The sequence below is a fragment of the Lysinibacillus sp. NPDC096212 genome, assembly GCF_044763105.1.
GTDB lineage: Bacteria > Bacillota > Bacilli > Bacillales_A > Planococcaceae > Lysinibacillus.
Window position 1 is genome coordinate 41609 of record NZ_JBIWFQ010000002.1, and the last position, 16434, is coordinate 58042.

General features: G+C 37.7%; 11 protein-coding genes and 1 other annotated feature. Of the genes, 9 read left to right on the top strand and 2 right to left on the bottom strand.

All coding sequences use genetic code 11. The annotated features are described in order from the left end of the window. The first annotated feature begins 59 nt into the window (after positions 1-59). The 6 genes from dhaK (at position 60) to ACIQ7T_RS01985 (ending at position 9683) form a co-directional block, all read left to right on the top strand. Positions 60-1811 (top strand): dihydroxyacetone kinase subunit DhaK, encoded by a 1752-nt coding sequence (gene dhaK / locus ACIQ7T_RS01960; protein ID WP_370081968.1) that lies wholly within the window; start codon positions 60-62, stop codon positions 1809-1811. Between the two features lie 100 nt (positions 1812-1911). Then, positions 1912-2123: a binding site (T-box leader), on the top strand. An 88-nt stretch (positions 2124-2211) separates the two neighbouring features. Then, positions 2212-4626, top strand: coding sequence for a leucine--tRNA ligase (leuS, locus tag ACIQ7T_RS01965; RefSeq protein ID WP_370081966.1), 2415 nt, complete (start codon positions 2212-2214; stop codon positions 4624-4626). Between the two features lie 323 nt (positions 4627-4949). Further along, entirely contained in the window at positions 4950-5471 is a 522-nt protein-coding gene (locus ACIQ7T_RS01970) for a sigma-70 family RNA polymerase sigma factor (RefSeq protein ID WP_370081964.1), read from the top strand. Then, entirely contained in the window at positions 5458-6396 is a 939-nt protein-coding gene (locus ACIQ7T_RS01975; protein ID WP_402868309.1) for a hypothetical protein, read from the top strand. Before ACIQ7T_RS01970 ends, ACIQ7T_RS01975 begins: the two co-directional genes overlap by 14 nt. Positions 6397-7329: 933 nt before the next feature. Continuing rightward, complete coding sequence (locus ACIQ7T_RS01980; RefSeq protein WP_370081960.1) at positions 7330-8601, top strand: L-lactate MFS transporter; 1272 nt, start codon at positions 7330-7332, stop codon at positions 8599-8601. Positions 8602-8990: 389 nt separating this feature from the next. Beyond that, positions 8991-9683 carry an AIM24 family protein gene (locus tag ACIQ7T_RS01985; RefSeq protein WP_370081958.1) on the top strand — a complete coding sequence of 231 codons (693 nt, stop codon included), beginning with the start codon at positions 8991-8993 and terminating at the stop codon, positions 9681-9683. 106 nt (positions 9684-9789) lie between these two features. On the opposite strand, the gene ACIQ7T_RS01990 is transcribed toward ACIQ7T_RS01985, so the two are convergent. Together ACIQ7T_RS01990 and ACIQ7T_RS01995 are read right to left on the bottom strand one after the other, a co-directional pair. Further along, on the bottom strand, positions 9790-11040 hold the full coding sequence (locus ACIQ7T_RS01990) for a BaiN/RdsA family NAD(P)/FAD-dependent oxidoreductase (RefSeq protein ID WP_402868311.1): 1251 nt from the start codon (positions 11038-11040) through the stop codon (positions 9790-9792). 101 nt (positions 11041-11141) lie between these two features. Continuing rightward, on the bottom strand, positions 11142-11348 hold the full coding sequence (locus ACIQ7T_RS01995; protein ID WP_370081954.1) for a hypothetical protein: 207 nt from the start codon (positions 11346-11348) through the stop codon (positions 11142-11144). A gap of 290 nt (positions 11349-11638) precedes the next feature. Here ACIQ7T_RS01995 and asnB point away from each other — a divergent pair, with 290 nt between their 5' ends. The 3 genes from asnB to ACIQ7T_RS02010 all read left to right on the top strand — a co-directional run bounded on the left by asnB (position 11639) and on the right by ACIQ7T_RS02010 (position 16288). Next, positions 11639-13486, top strand: coding sequence for an asparagine synthase (glutamine-hydrolyzing) (gene asnB, locus ACIQ7T_RS02000; RefSeq protein ID WP_370081952.1), 1848 nt, complete (start codon positions 11639-11641; stop codon positions 13484-13486). 465 nt (positions 13487-13951) lie between these two features. Beyond that, positions 13952-15565, top strand: a complete 1614-nt coding sequence (locus ACIQ7T_RS02005; protein ID WP_370081950.1) for a putative polysaccharide biosynthesis protein — start codon at positions 13952-13954, stop codon at positions 15563-15565. A 9-nt stretch (positions 15566-15574) separates the two neighbouring features. Further along, positions 15575-16288: a pseudouridine synthase gene (locus tag ACIQ7T_RS02010; protein WP_370081948.1), complete on the top strand. Its 714-nt coding sequence runs from the start codon at positions 15575-15577 to the stop codon at positions 16286-16288. Positions 16289-16434: the final 146 nt, after the last annotated feature.

The following is a 16434-nucleotide window of genomic DNA, read 5'->3' on the forward strand; positions in this document are numbered from 1 at the left end:
AAGTATGAATATGAATAGGCTGCGAAGAATGTAACCAAGCTTACAGGGGAGGAATAAAAATGAAGAAAATTATGAATCAACCTGAAACACTCGTTATGGAAATGTGCAATGGGATGGTTATGGCTCATCCGGAACTTGAGTTGTTAAAAAAATATAAAATAATTAAGAAAAAAGAAATGAATGAAAATAAGGTAACTTTAATTAGCGGTGGCGGTAGTGGGCATGAACCGGCACATGCGGGGTTAGTAGGGAAAGGAATGCTGGATGCTGCAGTATGCGGTGACGTCTTTGCTTCTCCTTCGCAAATACAGGTATATCAAGCAATTAAAGCAACAGCTAGCAAAAAAGGTACACTGCTTATTATTAAAAATTACAGCGGAGATATTATGAACTTTAAAAATGGTGCCCACTTAGCTACTGAGGATGGCATTCAAGTAGAGTACGTCCGCGTAAATGATGATATTGCAGTAGAGGATAGTCTTTATACAGTAGGAAGACGCGGCGTTGCTGGGGTTGTGTTAGTGCATAAAATCGCTGGTGCTGCAGCAGAAGAAGGTTTGGATTTGATGCAAGTCAAAGCTGCTGCGGAAAAAGCAGCGGCAAATGTTCGAACAATTGGTCTAGCACTAACTTCCTGTACGGTTCCAGCTAGTGGATCACCGACTTTCAAATTGGATGAAGATGAGATGGAATATGGCGTCGGTATTCATGGAGAGCCAGGGAGAAAACGTGAAAAAGTTATGGCCGCAGATGAATTAGCTTTTCGTATGACAAATGACCTTGTGAAAGATTTAAGATTAGATAAAGATGCTGAAATTGCTGTTCTAGTAAATGGTTTTGGCGGTACACCGCTTCAAGAACTTTATCTGTTTAACAATGCAGTGACTAGAGAGTTGAGTAAAAGAAATATACGAATCAATAGAACGTTTGTCGGCAATTACATGACAAGTATTGATATGGCTGGGATTTCTCTAACAGTAATGAAACTAGATAATGAGCTGAAAACATTACTATCGAAAGAATGTAATACACCTGCATTTAAGGTAGAGGGACCGGTTGATAATGTAGAGTACGTAGATATTAATGACAACTTGGAAGAGAAACAAGTTGTCTTTGAGACGGAAACAGTGGAAGAACACGCTATTATCAAGAGTGAGGTAATCACATTAAATAATATAATTTATCTCGTAGATAAAATGAGTGAAATTATTATCAAGAACGAAGTACCTTTCTGCGAATTAGATACACATGCAGGAGATGGCGATTTCGGAATGAGCGTCGCAAAAGGATTTAAGCAATTAAAACGAGAATGGAGCTCGATTCTAGGTCAGGAACATTTAAATATTGGGACTTTCCTTGATGCGAGTTCTATGGTAATTATGGAGCATTGCGGAGGAGCTTCTGGACCCATTTGGGGAGGGGCTTTCCGAGCTGCGGGTAAAGCTGTAGAAGGAAAAATGGAATTAACGGTCGGAGAGTTTGCTGAAATGTTACAAGTTGCGCTTAAAGGCATACAGTCTATCGGTGAGCGCTCTTTCGGAAGAGGGGCAGAGGTAGGCGATAAAACGCTTGTAGATGCGCTTGTACCTTGTGTAAATGTTTGGACAGAAAGCGCTGCAGCTGGTGCGGATTTTAAAACTGCCTTTGAAAAAGGGGCAGAGGCAGCTGTTAAAGGAGCAGAATATACAAAAGAAATTGTTGCTCGAATGGGTCGCGCTGGTACAGTTGGTGAAAGAAGTCTAGGTTATCCGGATGCTGGTGCTTATGCGCTAGGGGTTATTTTTACGGAGCTTTCTCGTAGTTTAAAATAGATACAGTCTAACAAATAGGGTTTGAATTGTTCAATAATGGGTAGTATGTAAACAAAGTCTTGTGCTTTTCAGTACTTTCCATTAGAATAAATGCAATACATGTAAGACAATGATGAGGAATAGTAAATTTGTGTTTCTTTTTAGAGAGCTAGCGGTTGGTGGGAGCTAGTAGGAAAGCAAATTGAACTCGCCTTCTGAGTCTGCCCGAGTGAAACAGCTCGTGCCGTTCCTTCCGCGTTAAGGAAGCTAAAGCCGAGTGTGATCACTAATGTGGGTGGTACCGCGGGAGATACGAATTCTCTCGTCCCTTTCTGACAAAGAAAGGGGCGAGTTTTTTTATTTTTTAAATATTTTGTCAATTCTTCAAGAAAAGTATGACGCATTCAAAGGAGGAAAAATAATGAGTTTTAATCATCAACAAATTGAAAAAAAGTGGCAGCAATATTGGGCAGATAACAAAACTTTCAAAACTGAAAATGAAACTGAAAAACCAAAATTTTATGCATTAGATATGTTCCCGTACCCATCTGGTGCAGGTCTTCATGTAGGACATCCAGAGGGCTACACAGCGACAGACATCCTTTCACGCTTCAAGCGCATGCAAGGCTATAACGTCCTACATCCTATGGGCTGGGACGCATTCGGTTTACCAGCAGAACAATACGCACTTGATACAGGAAATGACCCAGCAGAATTTACAGCGAAAAATATTGCGACATTCAAGCGTCAAATCCAAGAGCTAGGCTTTAGCTATGATTGGGATCGTGAAATTAACACAACAGATCCAGAATATTATAAGTGGACACAATGGATCTTTATCCAACTTTATAAAAAAGGTTTGGCTTATATAGATGAAGTAGCTGTAAACTGGTGTCCGGCACTAGGAACAGTACTTGCAAACGAAGAAGTAATTGATGGAAAATCAGAGCGTGGTGGTCACCCTGTAGAACGTCGTCCGATGAAACAATGGATGCTTAAAATTACTGCCTTTGCTGATCGTTTAATCGACGACTTAGAGGAAGTTGATTGGCCAGAGTCTATTAAGGATATGCAGCGTAACTGGATTGGTCGTTCGGAAGGTGCAGAAGTAACATTTAGTATAGATGGAACAGATGAAAACTTCACAGTGTTTACAACTCGTCCTGATACGTTATTTGGTGCTACATACTGTGTTCTTGCACCTGAGCATCAATTAGTGGAGCAAATTACAACTGCTGAACAACGTCAAGCTGTTGAAGCTTATTTAGATAAAGTAAAAATGAAATCTGATCTAGAGCGTACAGATCTAGCGAAAGAAAAAACAGGCGTATTCACAGGTGCCTATGCAGTGAATCCAATTAACGGTAAGAAAATGCCGATTTGGATTGCAGACTACGTGTTAGTATCATATGGTACAGGTGCAATCATGGCGGTTCCGGCACATGATGAGCGTGACTATGAATTTGCAACAGAATTTGGTTTAGAAATTATTCCTGTTCTTGAAGGTGGAGACATTAGTAAAGAAGCATTTACAGGAGATGGTAAGCACATTAACTCTGACTTCCTTGATGGCTTAAACAAAGAGGACGGTATTGCTAAGGCAATTCAATGGCTTGAGGAAAAAGGAGTAGGGGAGAAGAAAATCTCTTACCGTCTTCGCGACTGGTTATTCTCTCGTCAACGTTACTGGGGAGAGCCAATTCCTATGATTCATTGGGAAGATGGTACAACGACGCCAGTACCGGAATCAGAATTACCATTAGTGCTACCAAAAACAGATAATATTCGTCCTTCAGGTACGGGTGAATCTCCGTTAGCGAACATTGCTGAATGGGTAAATGTTGTTGATCCTGAAACAGGCAAAAAAGGTCGTCGCGAAACGAACACGATGCCACAGTGGGCAGGTTCTAGCTGGTACTTCATACGTTATATTGACCCAACTAATAAAGAAGCAGTTGCGGACCCTGAGTTACTGAAACGCTGGTTACCAGTTGATATTTATATCGGTGGGGCAGAGCATGCCGTATTACACTTACTATACGCTCGCTTCTGGCACAAAGTATTATACGATTTAGGTGTTGTACACACGAAAGAGCCATTCCACAAATTATTTAACCAAGGGATGATTCTTGGTGAAGGTAATGAAAAAATGTCTAAATCAAAAGGCAATGTCGTTAACCCTGATGAAATCATTTCTTCACACGGTGCGGATACTTTACGTCTATATGAAATGTTCATGGGTCCACTAGAAGCATCTGTTGCATGGTCAACAAATGGCTTGGACGGGGCACGTCGCTTCTTAGATCGTATTTGGCGTCTATTTGTCAATGAAGATGGTACAATCGCTGCGAAAATTCAAGCTTCTGATGACAAAACACTTGAAAAATCATATCATCAAACTGTGAAAAAAGTGACAGAGGATTACGAAGGTATTCGCTTCAATACAGCTATTTCACAAATGATGGTATTCATCAATGATTGCTACAAAGCCGATGTTATTCCAACAGCTTACGCTGAAGGTTTTGTGAAGATGCTAGCTCCAATGGTTCCACACGTTGCTGAAGAGTTATGGCAGATTTTAGGTCATGCCGAAACACTTTCATATGCGCAATGGCCAACATATGATGAGTCTAAACTTGTTGATGATGAAGTGGAAGTCGCTGTTCAAGTTGCCGGCAAAGTACGTGCAAAAATCATCGTAGCAAAAGATGCTTCAAAAGAGGAAATCGAAAAAGTAGCACTTGCAGATGGTAAAGTACAAGAGTATATGGAAGGCAAAAACTTAGTGAAGATTATTGTCATTCCAGGCAAGCTTGTTAACATCGTCGTTAAATAAATGAGGGAAACAACTTTAATATGCTTCTATAAAAGTTAAGATTACTTGTTACAGAACAGGTGAGTCTTAATGGAAGCACTTTTGATGGTTGGATCATTTCATTAATATATGATAAAAGGCAGAATCAAATTTTGATTCTGTCTTTTTACATTTTATCGAACGTCCCCAGCCGGAACGAGAACGGGAATTAACCACACGTTTTAGTGCTGAAACATTTGTATCTTTTAATATTAGCCCCGTTTACTATGAAAAAATTGTTTTCTACTGAAACCAACTGAGATTTCGATACGACTATAGTGTGAATGGGAATAGGAGGTGTTTGTTTGAGTGAGCATTTAGCAAATATTATGAATGAACATGGTGAATATTGTCTTCGAGTAGCTTATTTATATGTTAAAGACTGGGCAATTGCTGAAGAAATCGTTCAAGATGTATTTTTTGCTTATTACCAGCAACAAGAGCGCTTTGAACAACGATCCTCACTAAAAACATATTTAGTAAAAATAACAGTACATAAAAGCCATGACTATTTACGGAGCTGGAAAAATAAGCGTCATATTTTATTTGAAAAATTGCACATAGGAGCCAGTAAGCGGACGCCTGAAACAAATTTGCTTGAGGAGGATGAGCGGAGAATTTTAACAGCATCTTTGTTTGAGCTTCCAATTACCTATCGAGAAGTAATTATTCTTTATTATTATCAAGAATTAAAGGTTCGAGAGATAGCAGAGGTTCTTGCATGTACAGAAAATACAGTGAAGACAAGACTTCGCAGAGCTAGGCAAATATTGCAGGAAAAACTGGACTCGAGTCATTGGGAGGTGCTAGAAGATGACATCTTTTAAGGATAAACTGGATAAAGAGCTTGGCGAAGCCCCGCGTTTTTCACAACAATTGCAGGAGCGAATTTTGCAAAATGTTTCTCAGCAAAATAAACAACCTAGTAGATGGCGATATCCGACGATTATCATTGGAGCTGTCGTGACGATCCTCTTTTTAATTGTAGTTGGGCCATGGAAACAAGTAGACATAGCTAAACATGCTAGCATTGTTGAACTAGCCCAACATGAAAATATTGAACAATTTACCATTGCGCAGAATTGGCAGGAAGATACCTTTAAGGCAGGAAGAACTGGCTGGATTTTTGGACAACAAGCTTATAAAACAGATCCGGAAACAACGCTCATTGCCGATGTACTAAAGAAGGCGGTTATATCGAAGAAGGACACAGATTATTATGCATTTAGTGATGTATGGGTGGAGTTTGATAATGGGCAGGCTGTGCAGCTAAAAATGTTCTTAAACGATGAACAGCTAGCTTTTAGCGATCGACATACAAATATCTTTTACAAGGTGAAAGACGACGTTACTGCATCAGCATTTATTGCCCTTATGCAAAAAGATGGGAAGGATTTTAGTTTCGGTGAGATGTTTACTTTTTTACTCATTGTTCTCTTTTTAGAGTGGCTTTTAGAAAAAGCAATTCGAAAAAAGTTTAACATTCCAAAGGAGCCGAAATATATAAATACAGGCCATCAACGTTCAACGTATATTGCTATGTTTATAAAAGGGGCGATTTTTATTGTATTTAATATATATGGATGGTTTTTATATACAGCTGGAGTATGCGCATTTCTAGCAGTCTTCACTGTAGATTCTATTGTGATTGACTATTATTATGGGCGTGAGGAAAAAAGGCATTATATATCGATTGCTTCATTTCTTGCACTATTGCCAATAATTATTGTATTTTTTATTTATTTTCTATAAAAGAGGAAACGAACGAAAAGAGATGCTCGAATTATTTTAGAGCATCTCTTTTTGATACATATAATCGTCTAAAATTGACGGACTTTAATTGAATAATAGCAACCAAAGTGATAATTGAGGTATAAAAACAACAAATAATAAAATTAAAATCATATAAAGAACTAGTTATTTTTTACATAAATGATCCTATTTCGAAATTTTATTCCGATTACAATGTTGGTAAAATATTACTGTTTTTACTTGTGTGCCATAGCAAATGTTTTTGTTATAACTGATTGGTTTAGTAATCTATAATTTAAAAAAGTAGGACTATCCACTGTTAAAAAGAATGTGCAGGATTCATTTTAAATAAAAAAATATATATTTGAATAATAAAAATGGATGGGTAGTGATGATTCATTTTGAAATATACAAAATGTGTATTGGGTTTATTTAATTGGATATCCATTAAAAGTTAAATGAATCATTTAATAATGTTTTTTAGCATCCTTTTACGAGGAGGAAATTCGTTTATTTAAGCTTTAAAATTCTCTTTTATTCTAAAAATTTCTACATATTGATTATCTTTTTGTGTCCTATTAAAGAAATGTGCAGGATTAATGAGAGTTAGAAAAAATGCAATATACATAGATTGCATGTGAAAATATGCACAAAATTAATTATATCGAAATAATTTATGTGTAACTTGATAATAGAGTAGAAAAATAATATTAGCTGAAAAATGTTGGGGTTTTCGTTTAATAAACATCTATTTACTTAGAGGCTGTAAGGTTTTCGTTATAAAATTACTAGGGTAAAAAATAAAATACTTTTTGGAGAAATAATATTTTTTGAAAAAACATCTTGCATTTGAATAATTCTAAGTGTTAAATTGTTTTCAGGGACGTTCATAAAACTTTCACAGGTAGCAAAAGAGGGGAGAAAAGAGAAATTATGAATAAAAATAGATGGTTAATTGCATTATCCGCAATCGCTATTCATCTTTCGATCGGTGGAGCATATGCATACAGTGTATACAAGCTACCGATTGTTACAGAGATGGGATGGAGTGAAACAAACGTAACGGTTGCCTTCACAATAATGATGGGGCTTGCTGGTTTTTCAGCAGCATTATTCGGTAACTTAGTAGAAAAAATGGGGCCACGTAAATCTGCAATGATAGCAGCTGTTCTATTTGGGGCAGGACAAGCTGGTGCAGGTGTAGCAATTTCAATGGATTCCGTAACATTGTACTGGTTAACATATGGTTTACTAAGTGGATTGGGTATGGGTATTGGTTATATTGCACCTGTATCGACATTAGTAAAATGGTTCCCGGATCGCCGCGGTTTAGCAACAGGTATGGCTGTACTTGGATTTGGTTCAGGGGCACTTATTACAGCGCCGGTCGCAGCTAACTTAATGGAGGCTGTAGGTATTTCTACAACGTACTTTATTTTAGGGGCAAGTTATTTCACGTTAATGATTTTAGGGGCTTCATATATAGCACCGCCTAAACCTGGTTATATGCCAGCGAATATGAAGGCTGCTGCAGATAATGGTAAAGACGTAGTGAAAAAAGATTTAGCTGTCATGTCAGCACGTGAAGCTGTAAAAACTAAGCATTTCTGGATGCTTTGGTCGATGCATTTAGTAAACGTAACAGCAGGTATTATGATGATTTCTGTTGCATCTCCAATGGCTCAAGAAATTGTAGGATTATCAGTTGCGGGAGCCGCAGCAATGGTAGGAATAATGGGATTATTTAATGGTGGTGGTCGTTTAGTATGGGCTGCTGTGTCTGACTATATTGGTCGTTCGAACGTCTTTGTAATTTTCTTTATCGCACAGCTAGTTACATTTATCGTCTTACCGCATACAACAAACGTTATTATTTTCCAAGCACTTATTTTCTTAGTTGTTAGTTGCTATGGTGGAGGTTTCTCGAATCTACCTGCATTTGCAAGTGATTTATTCGGTACGAAACAACTTGGAGTTATTCATGGTTATTTATTAACAACTTGGTCATTAGGTGGTATTTTTGGACCGCTTTTAGTGAGCACAATTAAAAATTCTTATGGAAGTTATATTCCAGTATTCTATGTGTTTACAGGATTAATAGCTGCTTCATTAATTATTTCATTAACATTACGTGCAGATGTACGTAAACGAACAGCATTAAAAGAAGCTTCTCAAAAGGTTGGAGACGTCTCCGCTACACAATAAATTATACTTTCAATTCGCACTTGAAGGTATCGGCCATATGAGTGTCATTTCGCACATGACGCTTGTATGGTCATTTTTTGTAGCTGTTGTTATATAACACTTGATTAATCTCTGTTTAATGTATAACAGTCGGTGTCTGATGTCAATATCATTACGGGAAATAAAGTGATTTCGCTACCAAAAGAGAAATTTTGTAACGGAAAGCGATTGAGGGGTTCATTTTCAAGAGGGCGATCAAACTGTTTTTTTGTCACCCCTTATGTTCCTCAATAAAGCTTGTTTAATTATATTAAGGGATAGAGGAGTCATCTAATAAAAAAGTAAACAGTATTGATTGAATCTTTTTAAAAGTTGAAACGTATATAAAATAAACAAGGAGGCTATGTGAAATGGGGAAGTTTTCTTTAAATGAATTTGTTAATAAAACACAGCAAGACGACAATGAAAATGAATATTTCGAGTTAGAAACTGAACGTGTATTGGAGGTCAACCTAAATGGCGAGGTTTGGTCGAAAATGGGCGCGATGATTTCTTACATAGGAGATATTAAGTTTGAGCGTGAGCGTGTGTTGGAACATGGCCTCGGTAAAATGTTTAAAAAAGCATTAACCGGCGAAGGTACACAACTTATGAAAGCGAAAGGTAAGGGGCGACTTTATTTAGCCGATCAAGGGAAAAAAATAACGGTCTTCGATTTAAAGGACGAAAGTATTTGTGTAAACGGCAATGATTTACTTGCCTTTGAGCCAAGTATTGATTGGGATATTCATTTAATGCGTAAAATGGCAGGCGTGATGTCAGGTGGGTTGTTTAATGTAACCTTACAAGGAAGAGGGAAGGTAGCTATCACAACTCATTTCGAACCGTTAACATTGTTAGTGAAGCCTGGTGAAACGGTCTATACAGATCCTCATGCCACAGTAGCATGGTCAGGTAATCTGGCACCAGAGTTTAAAACAGATATTAGCTTCCGAACATTTATCGGTCGTGGTAGTGGCGAATCCATTCAAATGGCGTTTTCAGGTGAAGGATTTGTCATCATTCAACCATTTGAGGAAGTATATATGTCTAAAGATAGCTAAAAAAGCGTGTCCATTTCGGGACACGCTTTTTATTATGATGAGAAGTAACTTGAATCGCTGATAAGCTGCTGAAAATCGCTGATAGAAGTCTGAGATACAGGGTATATTAAAGTGCTGCATTCATCCCTGCAATACGTCCTGTAACGAGTGCAGATGTTATATTATAGCCTCCTGTGTAGCCATGAATATCAAGGATTTCTCCGCAGAAAAATAAACCAGCTTTTTTCTTTGAAGCCATTGTCTTCGGTTCAATCTCTTTAATAGAGACGCCACCTCCAGTGACGAATGCTTTTTCAAGGGATTGCGTACCACTAACTGTCATTGTGAAGTTGACGAGTAGTTTAGCTAAATTGCGGATTTTTTCCTGTGATAATTCAGTACCTGTCAGTTGTACATCGATGTCTGCACGTTCACATAAAAATAGAAGCCAGCTTTCAGGTGCAATTCCTTTCCAAACATTTTTCACCGCTTTTTTTGGATCTTCTTTAATGAGTCTGTTTAAATATTGCAGACACGTTTCTTCATTAAAATCTACAAGTGTTTGAATACGCATTGTCACAGGCTCGTAACCTGTTTTCATTAATTCTTTCACTACAAATTGACTACAGCGTAAAACAGCAGGACCGCTTAATCCGAAATGAGTAAAGAGCATGTCCATTTGATGTGTGACGAGCACCTTGCCCTTTTTGTTTAGAACAGAGACAGCGACATCTCTTAGGGCAAGCCCCTGTAACTCACGAGCTTGAATAAAATCCTCTTTTGATAGAACAGGAACCTCAGTAGGGAAAAGAGTTGTAATTGTATGGCCAGCACGCTCTGCCCATGGATAACCATCTCCTGTTGAGCCTGTTTGTGGAACAGCTTTTCCGCCAACTGCAACGACTATTGCCTCACTACGAATTTCTGTGCCATCTGTAAGGCGTACCCCAAGAATTTTTTCCTCATCCATTAGAAGTTTATTAACAGGTGTGTTTAAGCGCACTTCAACATGTAGCCTCTGAAGCTGGCGAATAAGTGCATCTACAACATCTTGCGCGCGATTAGATACAGGGAACATACGCCCATGATCTTCCTCTTTTAATGCCACGCCAAGTCCTTCAAAAAATGTGATAATATCTTCGTTATTGTAAACCGTGAATGGGCTGTAAAGAAAACGACCGTTCCCGGGTATGTGCTTAACTATTTCTTCAACAGGTAAACGATTTGTGACATTACAGCGACCACCGCCTGAAATGGCCAATTTTTTGCCAAGCTTCGTCCCTTTTTCTAGTAATAATACTTTCTTTTTATGCTCTCCAGCAGCGATAGCAGCCATTAAACCGGATGGGCCACCACCGATAACGATAACATCGTACATATATTTAAACTCACTTTCTTTTCAAATTAGGAATCTTTCCTATTATACATGAAGTCTATATAGAGGGGCTTCTTTCACATTGAAAATAAAACAAAAGTATTTTATAATTCCTTATCTTCTACTTTAAGTAGCTTGTCACCATAACGTTGGGAATGACATGTGATAAAACTTTTGCTATGTATATCAGTTGATTGGAGTGGAGACTGGGCGACTCCTTGGGGATCAGCAATAGAGGAACGAAGGCTAAAACCATCACATCCTGTGATAACGCCTTCGTGACCAACATCGTGTTGGCCTAAGCGGCTCATCGGACGCCCCAAGGAAGCTTTGCTCTGCGCGAAAGCGAAGCGGCAGCTACAAAGCGCCCAGTCGGAACGGAAATCAACTCCACATTATGGTGAGGAGCTTAAGCGTGTAAAGTTTTGAAGGAAAATTGAGGTATTTTCGAGAGATAAAGTGCTCGTGGTGAACGAATAATCAGTGTAGAATAACCTCACTGATGAAAGTTTTGCTTTATCTATATTGTCTGTATGAAATGAATGTCTTTTCATGCTATTATGGTAAAGGTTAAGCACTAAATTATGAGGTGAAAAATAGAATGTGCGGATTTATAGGCTATATTAATGGAACAAATGTGATCGATCATCATCAAACGATCGAAAATATGATGAATACAATTATTCACCGTGGACCAGACAGCGGTGGGATTCACAGTGATGATAAAGTAACGTTAGGATTCCGTCGATTAAGTATTATCGACTTATCAGACGTGGCAAATCAGCCGTTGTACAGTGCAGATGGTAATATCGTTCTCGTATTTAATGGAGAGATTTTCAACTTCCAAGAGCTACGTGCTGATTTGGTTGAAAAAGGTCACAACTTTAAAACACACTCCGATAGTGAAGTTATTATTTATGGTTATGTTGAATACGGAGTAGAATTTGTCAAAAAGCTTCGCGGGATGTTCGCATTCTGTATTTGGGATAAAAAGAATGATTTACAATTCATCGCTCGTGATGGCTTCGGTATTAAGCCACTGTATTATACAGAAAACACAACAGATGGTACGTTTATTTTCGGTTCAGAAATTAAATCATTTTTACCACACCCAGCATTTATTAAAGAATTAAATAAAAATGCGCTACGTCCGTATCTGACGTTCCAATATTCTTCAATGGACGAAACGTTCTTTAAAGGTGTGTACAAATTACAACCAGCACACTATATGCTTATTCAAAATGGACAAAAGCAAATTGTGCAGTATTGGGATAAAAAATTCCATGCAAAAGAAGCTCCAATTGAAAAATATGTAGAAGACATTCGTACGACTGTAAGTGAATCAGTAGACGCGCATCAAATAAGTGATGTAAAGGTTGGTTCTTTCTTATCAGGTGGTATTGATTCAAGTTATATTACTTCATTATTACGCCCTGATAAATCCTTCTCTGTTGGTTTCTCTGACTACGAGGATATGTTTAATGAAACAAATTTAGCAAAAGATTTATCGGATACATTAAATATTCAAAATGAACGTAAATATATTTCGGCAGATGAGTGTTTTGAAGCATTACCAAAAATTCAGTGGCATATGGACGAGCCACAATCAAACCCATCTTCTGTACCGCTTTATTTCCTTTCTGAGTTAGCATCGAAGGATGTAACAGTAGTACTTTCAGGTGAAGGTGCGGATGAAATTTTTGGTGGCTACTCATGGTACCAAAACTCTGGTAAAATGCAAAAATATGAGAAAATCCCATTTGGTATTCGTAAAGCGTTACGTGGTATAGCAGAGGCGTTACCTAAAAATCAATATTCGAACTTCCTCGTTAAAGGTGGTCAAACAGTAGAAGAACGCTTCATTGGGGAAGCGGTTGTATGGGACGAAGAAGATGCATTAAATGTCTTGAAACCAGACTATAAAAATGGTCCATCTGTTAAATCGATTACAAAACGTATTTACGATGAGGTTCCAGGTGATGATGATGTTACTAAAATGCAGTATCTTGATTTAAATCTTTGGATGCCAGGTGATATTTTATTAAAAGCAGATAAAATGAGTATGGCTCATTCTATTGAATTACGTGTACCATTTTTAGATAAAGAAGTGATGGAATTAGCGAAAAACATTCCATCAAAATATCGCGTAAATGACATTGATACGAAATATGTTCTTCGTCAAGCTGCACATCAGGAATTACCTGAAGAATGGGCAAAACGGCCAAAGCTTGGCTTCCCAGTGCCAATTCGCCACTGGCTGCGTGAAGAAAAGTATTATAAGATGGTAAAAGAAATGTTTACAACTGACTTTGCCAATGAATTCTTTGATACAAAACAATTAGTAGGCTACCTAGATGAGCACTATGAAGAAAAAGCAAATCGTGGACGTTATATTTGGACAGCCTATGTGTTCTTAGTATGGTATAAACAATTTTTCGTAGATATGTAATAGAGAAGTAGCATTAATCGGTGGGGATTTTCTTAATCTCCACCGATTATTTTGAGCCTTCTACTTTCTATGGGAAGGGCACAACCACTATTTTTTTTATAGAGCTTCTAGAACTTTTTAATGTATTTGTGCGTCTGTATACCTATAAATATGTTAAGATTACAATTGGTTTACTTATTTAATATTTTGCGATGATGTGCTTTCTAGTTGTTTTGCTGAATTTTTTATTGGCGTAGTATTAAGATTTGAACAGTAAAGAACGTTTGAAACAACCCTGTAAAAGTGCTCGGGTAGCGGAAGAAACCGCTTGGGTACCCAGTGAAACTTCTCAGGTAGCAGAAAGAACTGCTCTAGAAGCAGGTTAAACCTCTAATGCTTTGAAAAAAGACTGCTCTGCATGTAGCAAATATTTTATAAGTGTTACGGTAATGAAAATATTGATTTTACGATGAATGGATGGGTACGATGTCCAATTTAATGAAAGGTACCGCGATATTAACAATGGGAATGTTTTTATCGAAGGTGCTCGGATTAATTTATATTTTTCCTTTTTATGCGATTGTGGGTGAGGAAAATGTTGCCCTCTATCAATATGCATATATTCCCTATTCGATAATGCTAGCAGTAGCCATCTCAGGTGCGCCAATTGCTGTATCCAAGTTTGTTTCTAAATACAATGCAATGGGTGATTATCAATCAGGCCGCAAACTTATGAAATCAGGCATACTTATAATGATGTGTACGGGGTTTGCGGCGTTTATTTTTCTTTTTGTGCTAGCTACGCCAATAGCGGGGCTTGTTATTAAAAGTGATGATCAGGCATTTACGGTAGAGCAAATTGCTTCAGTTATTCGCTGGGTTAGTTTTGCGTTAATTGTCGTGCCATTTATGAGCCTCTGGCGTGGATTTTTCCAAGGCTATGACAAAATGGAGCCTACAGCGGTTTCTCAGTTAGTGGAGCAAATTGTTCGTATTGTTGTGTTATTGGGTGGTTCTTTCTTAGTTGTGGTAGTTTTCAAAGGGAAACCAGAAACAGCTGTTTCCTTTGCAGTATTTGCTGCATTTATTGGGGCAATTGGTGGGTTGCTAGTACTTTATTATTATTGGAAGAAGTATCAACCTGAATTTGATTTACTGCGCAGTCAAAGTGTGACGTCTACACAGCTACCAATGTCCAACATATATAAAGAAGTAATTACGTATTCAATTCCAATGGTATTTGTAGGCGTAGCCAATCCGTTGTTCCAATTAGTAGATATGCTGACATTTAATGGAGCTATGATATCTATAGGCTTAGCGGAAGTAACGGATAAGTATTTATCAATGATCAACTTTACAACACAAAAGGTTGTCATTATCCCAGTAATGTTAGCTACAGGTTTTTCGTCGGCACTAGTACCGACGATTACAAAGTACTTTACGCAAGGTGAATATTTATCGCTTCGACATGCAATGGATAAAACATATCAAATATTAATTTTTATTACATTGCCTGCGGTAGTTGGAATTTCATTGTTATCGAATGAAATTTACTTTATGCTCTATACTGAAAGCGAGATGGGTGCTATGATTTTAGCCCATTATGCACCTGTTGCTATTTTATTTGCATTATTCCAAGTGACAGCAGCTCTTTTACAGGGCATCGACTTCCAAAAGTGGATTGTCTTAAGCTTGTTAACTGGAATTTTAGTCAAGCTAGCGATTAACATTCCGTTAATTCGTTGGATGGAGGCAGATGGCGCACTCCTTGCTACAGCTATTGGCTATAGTGTTTCAATTATTATTAATATGCTTGTGTTACGAAAAACTCTGAACTACAAATCAGAAATGGTTATTCGTCGTGTCACGCTCATTTCTCTTTTGACAGCGGCAATGGCGGTAAGTGTATTACTCGTTCATAAACTTTTAGTGTTATTAATGGGACCGGTAAGTGGTAAATTCTCTGCATTAGTTTATTCTGTTATTTGTGCTGGAGTAGGTGTAGCAGTATATGGCTATTTGTCTTTACGCCTAGGCTTAGCACAAAAGCTTCTCGGTGAACGATTGACAAGAATTACAAACAAACTGGGGTTTAAATAGGGGGTACTAATGCGTTTAGATAAATTACTGTCGAATATGGGTTACGGGTCACGCAAGGAAGTTAAGCAGCTTCTAAAGCAAAAAGCGGTGACAGTAGATGGCGCATATGCGAAGGATGCAGCATTACATGTTGATCCTGACAAGCAGGATGTCTCCGTTTTTGGTGAACGTGTGAACTATACAGAATTTGTATACTTTATGATGAATAAACCTCCTGGTGTTATTTCTGCAACTGAGGATTTACGAGATGAAACTGTCATCGATTTGTTAGATCCTTTACATCAACATTTCCAGCCTTTCCCTGTAGGTCGATTAGATAAAGATACAGAGGGATTATTGTTGATAACAAATGATGGCATATTAGCCCATAATTTATTGTCTCCTAAAAAACATGTGCCGAAGGTTTACTATGCACAAATAGAAGGAATTGTGACAGAGGAAGACTGCGAGAAATTTGCTCAAGGTGTTGAGCTAGACGATGGTTATGTAACAAAACCAGGAGAGCTTATCATTTTAAAATCTGCTCAGCAATCAGAAATTGAGTTAACGATTCAAGAAGGTAAGTTTCATCAGGTGAAGCGTATGTTTGAGTCAGTTGGTAAACGTGTAATGTATTTAAAACGCCTATCGATGGGCAGCCTAAAGCTAGATGACAGTCTAGAATTAGGTGAATATCGAGAATTAACGGCTGAAGAACTAGCTTGCTTACAAATTAGGGATTAAAGAATTCCTCGATGCTAATATAGATTAGTATCGAGGCATTTTTTATATACATACTTATACCAGTAACTGTATAATTGATATAACTTTTGTGTGAAAAGCTATTTAGTCTATGGTACTAATAAATCTCTAAATGTTTCAGAAAATAT

Excerpts from the sequence above, each read along its gene's own strand:
- ACIQ7T_RS01990 (WP_402868311.1), bottom strand. The coding sequence starts at position 11,040 with ATGTACGATGTTATCGTTATCGGTGGTGGCCCATCCGGTTTAATGGCT.
- ACIQ7T_RS01995 (WP_370081954.1), bottom strand. The coding sequence starts at position 11,348 with ATGAGCCGCTTAGGCCAACACGATGTTGGTCACGAAGGCGTTATCACA.
- dhaK (WP_370081968.1), top strand. The coding sequence starts at position 60 with ATGAAGAAAATTATGAATCAACCTGAAACACTCGTTATGGAAATGTGC.
- ACIQ7T_RS01980 (WP_370081960.1), top strand. The coding sequence starts at position 7,330 with ATGAATAAAAATAGATGGTTAATTGCATTATCCGCAATCGCTATTCAT.
- asnB (WP_370081952.1), top strand. The coding sequence starts at position 11,639 with ATGTGCGGATTTATAGGCTATATTAATGGAACAAATGTGATCGATCAT.
- ACIQ7T_RS01975 (WP_402868309.1), top strand. The coding sequence starts at position 5,458 with ATGACATCTTTTAAGGATAAACTGGATAAAGAGCTTGGCGAAGCCCCG.
- ACIQ7T_RS02010 (WP_370081948.1), top strand. The coding sequence starts at position 15,575 with ATGCGTTTAGATAAATTACTGTCGAATATGGGTTACGGGTCACGCAAG.
- ACIQ7T_RS01985 (WP_370081958.1), top strand. The coding sequence starts at position 8,991 with ATGGGGAAGTTTTCTTTAAATGAATTTGTTAATAAAACACAGCAAGAC.
- ACIQ7T_RS02005 (WP_370081950.1), top strand. The coding sequence starts at position 13,952 with ATGTCCAATTTAATGAAAGGTACCGCGATATTAACAATGGGAATGTTT.
- leuS (WP_370081966.1), top strand. The coding sequence starts at position 2,212 with ATGAGTTTTAATCATCAACAAATTGAAAAAAAGTGGCAGCAATATTGG.